Consider the following 6,330-nt stretch of genomic DNA (forward strand, 5'->3'; position numbering starts at 1 on the left):
TCACCCCGTCACTACAGCTGTTACGCATGCACAGCATTCGCGAGCAGGCTCGCTCCCACATTGGGTTCTGGATTTCCTGTGATAACCGGTTGCGCAAAAAAAGCCCCGGTGCATCAGCCCGGGGCGTTTCTATTGACGGTTACTGTTCGCTGACCTGGACAGTGCTGTCCTTCGCCGGCTTCCAGCTCAACAACTGCTGTTTGAAGCCATAACTGGCCGCCTGGTAATACGCAATGGCCCGACTGACCAGCGGATCGTCGCTGGTAACTCGCGATTCACGGCTCTCGGTCAACGCATCGTCATGCCGGCGCAAGCCCTGGCGCGGGCTGAGGATCGCCAGATCCTTGCCATCGAACAGACCCAGGTGCTGATAGTTGCCGACCACCACGCGCGGTGGCAGCGGGTTGTCCTGCAACAGGTTGCGACCAAAGAACGTCGAGGTGTAATCCAGGTTGAGCAAGCCCAGCAGTGTCGGCGCCAGGTCGATCTGGCTGGCCAGTTGCGCGCTCTCGCGGGCTTCGATCATTTTCGGCGCGTAGATGAACAGCGGGATCTGATAGTTGGCGATCGGCAAGTCTTCTTTACCGGCGCTGCCCGCGGTGTGGTCGGCGACGAAGATGAAGATCGTATTGTCGAACCACGGCTTTTGCCGCGCCTGCTCCAGGAACTGACCAATCGCATAGTCGGTGTACTTCACCGCACCATCACGGCCGTTGCCGGATTTGATGTCGATCCGGTTGTCGGGGTAGGTGTAAGGGCGATGGTTGGAGGTGGTCATTAGTTGCAGCAGAAACGGCTGCTGTTTGGCGTAGTCGGCATCCGCCAGTTTCAGGGTCTGACGATACAGATCTTCGTCGGCCATGCCCCAGGCGTTCTTGAAGTGGATCTCGGCTTCATCGACGCTGCTTTGGTCGACGACACGATAGCCGTTGCCGCTGAAGAACGCGTTCATGTTGTCGAAGTAGCCGCGGCCGCCGTAGACGAACACGCTGTCGTAACCCACCGCGCTCAGTTGCTGGCCAAGGCTGGCGAAACCGCTTTCACGGCCGATGCGTTTGACGATCGAGCGGCCCGGCGTCGGCGGGATGGCCAGGGTGATCGCTTCCAGACCGCGATCGGTGCGGGTGCCGGTGGCGTAGAAGTTATTGAAATACAGGCTCTGCTTGCGCAACGCGTCGAGGTTTGGCGTCAGGTTGCGACCGTCGCCATTGCTGCCCAGGTACTTGGCGCTGAGGCTTTCGATGGTCACCAGCACAATGTTTGGCTTGCGCGGGGTGCCCGGGTTGTCGATCACCCGGCGAATGTCCTGTGGATCCTTGCCAATGAAGCGCGCGTCGCTTTCGCTCAGCTCGGCGCGGATCTGGCTGGCGACTTTTTCCGCCGGCAGGCTCTTGTAGAACTGGGTGTAGTCCAGTTCATTGTTACGGAACGCGGCGAAGAACTGATACGGGCCGTTGCTGGCCAGTTCGTTCTGGTAGGCGTTGCCGCCCTGGGCACGCGGGGCGTCCTGGCTGAGCAGTTGCAGGCTCAGACCCGCGACGATCAACAGGCCCAAGGCACTGAGCAGACGTCCGCGCAGCGCTGGCAGCGGGGCATTCATGGCAGCATTGAACGGCTTGCCCAAGGCAAAGCTGATCACCACGGCCAGCACGCCGAGGAGGCTCAGCAGTTTGCCGATCGGGTACGACTCGAGGACGTTGTTCAGCACTTCGTCCGAGTACACCAGGTAATCGACGGCGATGAAGTTGAAGCGCACGCCGAACTCGTCCCAGAACAGCCATTCAGCCACCGCCACGAACAGCATGGCGAACAGGCTGATGGTCAGCAGGGCGCGCAGAAACCCGCGATGTCCGCGACGCCGCCAGAGCCCCGGCGGGCAGAGCAGCAGGTACAAGCCCATCGGCAATGCCGCATAGGCCAGGAAACCGAGGTCGTACAGCGCGCCGATGCCGAACACCGACAGGGCGAAGCCGCCGGCCTCATCCAGGTGAGTCAGCAGCAGTACCGCTCGAGTCAGAAGAAAGATGACCAGCCAGGCGCTGGTGATGAGCAGCAGAAAGCGCACGGGCGCGGTCTTGAGAGGGGCCATTGTCTAGTTTTCCTTATATCAATGGCGCGCGAGTTTCGCGGCGTCACTGTAGTCAGGTTGTGAATCGATAGTGAAAACTTTGTTAAACATTTAATTTGCCTGGGCAAATTGATTTGCACGCCTGTCGGCCCTAGCCCTGAAACGGCGTTGGCCTTAAGCTGCGCGGGCCATGACGGCCGTCACTGTGTACGGAGGAGATGCCAATGCGAATTCTATTGGTCGAAGACAACCGCGATATCCTGGCCAACCTGGCCGATTACCTGGGGCTCAAAGGCTATACCGTCGATTGTGCCCAGGACGGCTTGTCGGGCCTGCATCTGGCTGCCACCGAGCATTACGACCTGATCGTGCTCGATATCATGCTGCCGGGGATCGACGGCTACACCCTGTGCAAGCGCCTGCGTGAAGATGCCCGACGTGACACGCCGGTGATCATGCTCACCGCCCGCGATCAACTGGACGACCGCCTGCAGGGCTTCAAGTCCGGGGCTGATGATTACCTGGTCAAACCGTTTGCTCTGTCCGAGCTGGCGGCTCGGGTCGAGGCGGTGATGCGCCGGACTCAGGGTGGCGGACGCCGTGCGCTGCAGGTGGGTGACCTGACCTACGATCTCGACACGCTGGAAGTGACCCGCGAGGGCAAGCTGCTCAAGCTCAACCCGGTCGGCCTCAAGCTGCTGGCGGTCTTGATGCAGAAGAGCCCGCATGTCCTGCGCCGGGAAATTCTCGAAGAAGCGCTGTGGGGCGATGACTGCCCGGACAGCGACAGCCTGCGCAGCCACGTCCACCAATTGCGTCAGGTGATCGACAAGCCATTTGCCAAACCGTTGCTGCAAACCGTGCACGGCGTGGGTTACCGCCTGGCCGAGGGGCGTGATGGAGTTTAAGCAAAGCCTTTCCCAGCGGATCATCATCGCCTTTGCGCTGATGAGTGCGCTGGTGGCCGGGGCCTTCGCCATGGGCATCGTGGCGACCGTGCACCTGGTGGAGGAGAAACTGATTTCGGCGGGGCTGGGCGGCGACCTGCAGCGTCTGCTGCTGATGGACAACGTCTCGGACTGGAGCCATCGCCCGGAACCGGACCAGTTGTTCTATTTCAGCGGCGGACCGGGTGATTTCGAGCTGCCCAAGGATCTGCGTCACCTCGATGCGGGGTTCCACGAAGTGTTCCGCGAGCAGCTGTCGTATCACGCGATGGTCGAGATCGTCGACGGTCGCCGCTACGTGCTGCTGCAGGATCAAAGCGATTTCGAAGAACGTGAACGCGTGCTGTTCGCCGTGGTGCTGGTGGGCTTTGTGCTCAGTCTGGCGCTGGCGGTATTCCTCGGCTGGGTGCTGGCGCGCAAGGTCATGGCGCCGGTGGTGCGCCTGGCACGGCAAGTACGGCATCGCGATCAGTTGCTCGGTCTGGCGCCGCCACTGGCGCCGGACTATGCGGCTGACGAAGTCGGCGAACTGGCGGTGGCGTTCGATGCCACGCTGGGGCGCCTGCGTCAGGCACTGACTCGGGAGCGGCTGTTCACCAGTGACGTCAGCCACGAGCTGCGCACACCGTTAATGGTGCTGGCGAGTTCCTGTGAACTGCTGCTGGAAAATCCGGGGCTGGATCAACGCGGTCGTGCCCAGGTCGAGCGCATCGCCCGCGCCAGCGAAGAAATGCGTGAACTGGTGCAGACCTTTCTGATGCTCGCCCGCGCCCAGCGTGAAGACGCCGGTTCGGCGCCGCAGCAGAACATCAGTCAGGTGGCCGATGGCTTGTTGAGTATCTGGCGTGAACCGATCGAATCGAAAGGGCTGCGGCTGATGTTCGAGCCGGGCAATCCGCCGGACACTCGCTTCAACGCGACTCTGCTCAGCGCGGTCATGGGCAATTTGTTGCGCAACGCCTGCCACTACACCGAGCACGGATTCATCCGCCTGACGCTCAACGACAATGGATTCGTCGTCGAGGACTCGGGCGTCGGCATTCCCGAGGAAAAACGCGAGGCCATGTTCCAGCCCTTCGTGCGCGGCAATGAGAAGCGCGGCGAAGGCCTGGGCCTGGGCTTGTCGCTGGTGCAGCGGATCTGTGAAAACCAGGGCTGGGAGGTGACATTGAGCACCATGCAGCCCAATGGCTGCCGCTTTGAGGTGACGCTGGGCCGTGCTGACGGTCGCTGATGGCCCCGCGCTATTGCTTTCTCCCTGTAAAACCCTGTAATAGTTTGCCGGTTTACCTGACGTAATTTTCACAAAGGGACGACCTGACGCTGACATGCCACTACCTATGGTAGGGGCATCAGTTATTCAGGAGTCCTGAAATGAGCAGTCCGATCAAGCTCGATTTTTCCGAAAAGTATGATGACCAGCATGCACAAAAATATTTGCGCAAGCACCAGGACGGTCTCGGTCGTCGGTTGTCACATTGGCGGGACGAGCAACTGGCCCGCAAGGCACTGACACTGGCGGGCGAGCCGGGGCTGGTTCTGGATCTGCCGTGTGGTGCAGGGCGTTTCTGGCCGTTGCTGGCGGAAAAACCCAATCGGGTGATCATTGGCGCGGACAATTCCGAGTCTATGATCAAGACCGCGATGCAGGCGCAGCCGGCTGACGTGGTGAAACGGGTACAACCTTTGCACACGTCAGCGTTCGATATTGCCTTGCCGGATAACGCCGTCGACAGCATTTTCTGCATGCGTTTGCTGCATCACATCGGTGAAGCCGAACATCGGCGGACGATTTTGCGCGAATTCGAGCGTGTCACCCGTGACAGCGTAATCATTTCGTTGTGGGTGGACGGTAATTTCAAGGCCTGGAAACGCAAACGCGCTGAACAGCGCCGTGGGCAGGAAGGTTACCAAAACCGGTTTGTGTTACCGGCTGTGACAGTAGAAAAAGAGTTCGAAGACGCAGGTTTTCGCATTCAGGAACAACTGGACTTCATTCCGCTCTATGCCATGTGGCGGGTTTACGTATTACGCAAGAGGTAACAGGATGGCGGTGCAAACAGCAGCAGAAACGGAAGTCGCTCCCCAGGATCGCTTCGACTACTACTGGAACCAGCGCGGTGAATGGGTGGAAGAACCCAACGTGCGCCGTGGCGGGGAAAGTGGTGTGCAACGAGTCGTGGGCCGTGACGGCCAGTTACTGTATGCCAAGCGCCAGACCGGACATATCTATCGCAGTTGGCTGCATCCTTTCGGCCGGCCGACAGTCTTGCGAGAGCTGGATGCCCTGACCGGTGTCAGCCGCCTCGGCGTACGCGTCCCGCAAATCGTCTTCTGCGGTGCGCAGCCCGATCCGCAACACAAGTGGCGTGCGCTGCTGGTGACCAAGTCGCTGGACGGTTTCGACGAACTCGAGAAGTGGGAAGCCGCCGGTGGCCGTGCCCAATATGGCGAAGCGGTTTACGAGCGCGTCCTCAAAGACCTGGCCGAAAACCTCGCGCGCATGCACAAGGGCCGTTGGCAGCACAGCTGTATCTACATCAAACACGTTTTTGTACGGGTGACCGGCGAAGGTGATTCGGCTCAGGTCGAAGTGGCATTGATCGATCTGGAGAAATGCCGTCAGCGTCTGACCGCTTATCGCGCGGCCTCCCATGACATGAAGCAATTGCGTCGCCATTCGTCGTTCAGCGACACGGACTGGAAAAAACTCGTCTACTTTTATGAGACGGCGTTTGGCAGCGCTATCAAAGGTTTATAGCGATGAAACTCGAAATTGCACGAGGTTTGTTTTTGGTTGGAGCCTTGGCAGTTGCTTCATTGGCGGTGGCGGCCTGGGAGCAGCCCCGCATGCAGGTGATCGGTGCTACCACAGGCGATGCTCACTGCGCAGTACCACGGGTGGCGAAAGCCGCCGTGGCCACTAAACCTGACCATGATTTGTTGCTGTTCATGTTCGGACTTTCTCAAGGGATGAGGCCACAGAGTTGAACCGATTGAAGCCAAAATGAAAGGCCTCGCAGATGCGAGGCCTTTTTTATTGCGCGTGTTCCAGGGATCACACCATTCACCTGTGGGATCGGCGATGGATGGCAGGTTTGTGGCTGGTTGCGATCAAGGATGGGAGTGGGCTTGCTCACGAAGGGGCCGGCACATTCAGCACTGCTGTTGACTGACCTGACGCTTTCGCGAGCAAGCCCGCTGCCACAGGGGACTGTGGTGGATGAAGGATTTGGGGGGCTGGCCGCGATCAAGGGTGGGAGTGGGCTTGCTCACGAAGGGGCCGGCACATTCAGCATTGCTGCTGACTGACCT

Annotated in this window: 6 protein-coding genes; 5 read left to right on the forward strand and 1 reads right to left on the reverse strand. The window is 59.9% G+C overall.

Annotated elements, in window-relative coordinates; translation table 11 throughout:
- Positions 1-139: 139 nt before the first annotated feature.
- On the reverse strand, positions 140-2,089 hold the full coding sequence (locus tag V3W27_RS26915; RefSeq protein ID WP_330207967.1) for an LTA synthase family protein: 1,950 nt from the start codon (positions 2,087-2,089) through the stop codon (positions 140-142).
- Between the two features lie 203 nt (positions 2,090-2,292).
- Between V3W27_RS26915 and V3W27_RS26920 the strand changes: the two genes are divergently transcribed.
- The 5 genes from V3W27_RS26920 to V3W27_RS26940 all read left to right on the forward strand — a co-directional run bounded on the left by V3W27_RS26920 (position 2,293) and on the right by V3W27_RS26940 (position 6,006).
- Positions 2,293-2,976: a response regulator transcription factor gene (locus V3W27_RS26920; protein ID WP_025111688.1), complete on the forward strand. Its 684-nt coding sequence runs from the start codon at positions 2,293-2,295 to the stop codon at positions 2,974-2,976.
- Positions 2,966-4,249 carry a sensor histidine kinase gene (locus V3W27_RS26925; RefSeq protein ID WP_247268015.1) on the forward strand — a complete coding sequence of 428 codons (1,284 nt, stop codon included), beginning with the start codon at positions 2,966-2,968 and terminating at the stop codon, positions 4,247-4,249. The genes V3W27_RS26920 and V3W27_RS26925 overlap by 11 nt, the downstream gene beginning before the upstream one ends.
- Positions 4,250-4,389: 140 nt before the next feature.
- Complete coding sequence (locus V3W27_RS26930; RefSeq protein ID WP_027612050.1) at positions 4,390-5,058, forward strand: class I SAM-dependent methyltransferase; 669 nt, start codon at positions 4,390-4,392, stop codon at positions 5,056-5,058.
- Positions 5,059-5,062: 4 nt separating this feature from the next.
- Positions 5,063-5,776, forward strand: coding sequence for a lipopolysaccharide kinase InaA family protein (locus tag V3W27_RS26935; RefSeq protein WP_330207968.1), 714 nt, complete (start codon positions 5,063-5,065; stop codon positions 5,774-5,776).
- A gap of 2 nt (positions 5,777-5,778) precedes the next feature.
- Positions 5,779-6,006: a hypothetical protein gene (locus tag V3W27_RS26940; RefSeq protein WP_330207969.1), complete on the forward strand. Its 228-nt coding sequence runs from the start codon at positions 5,779-5,781 to the stop codon at positions 6,004-6,006.
- The last annotated feature ends 324 nt before the right edge of the window (positions 6,007-6,330 follow it).

The sequence above is a fragment of the Pseudomonas sp. AM14(2022) genome (assembly GCF_036346455.1).
Taxonomy (GTDB): domain Bacteria; phylum Pseudomonadota; class Gammaproteobacteria; order Pseudomonadales; family Pseudomonadaceae; genus Aquipseudomonas; species Aquipseudomonas putida_A.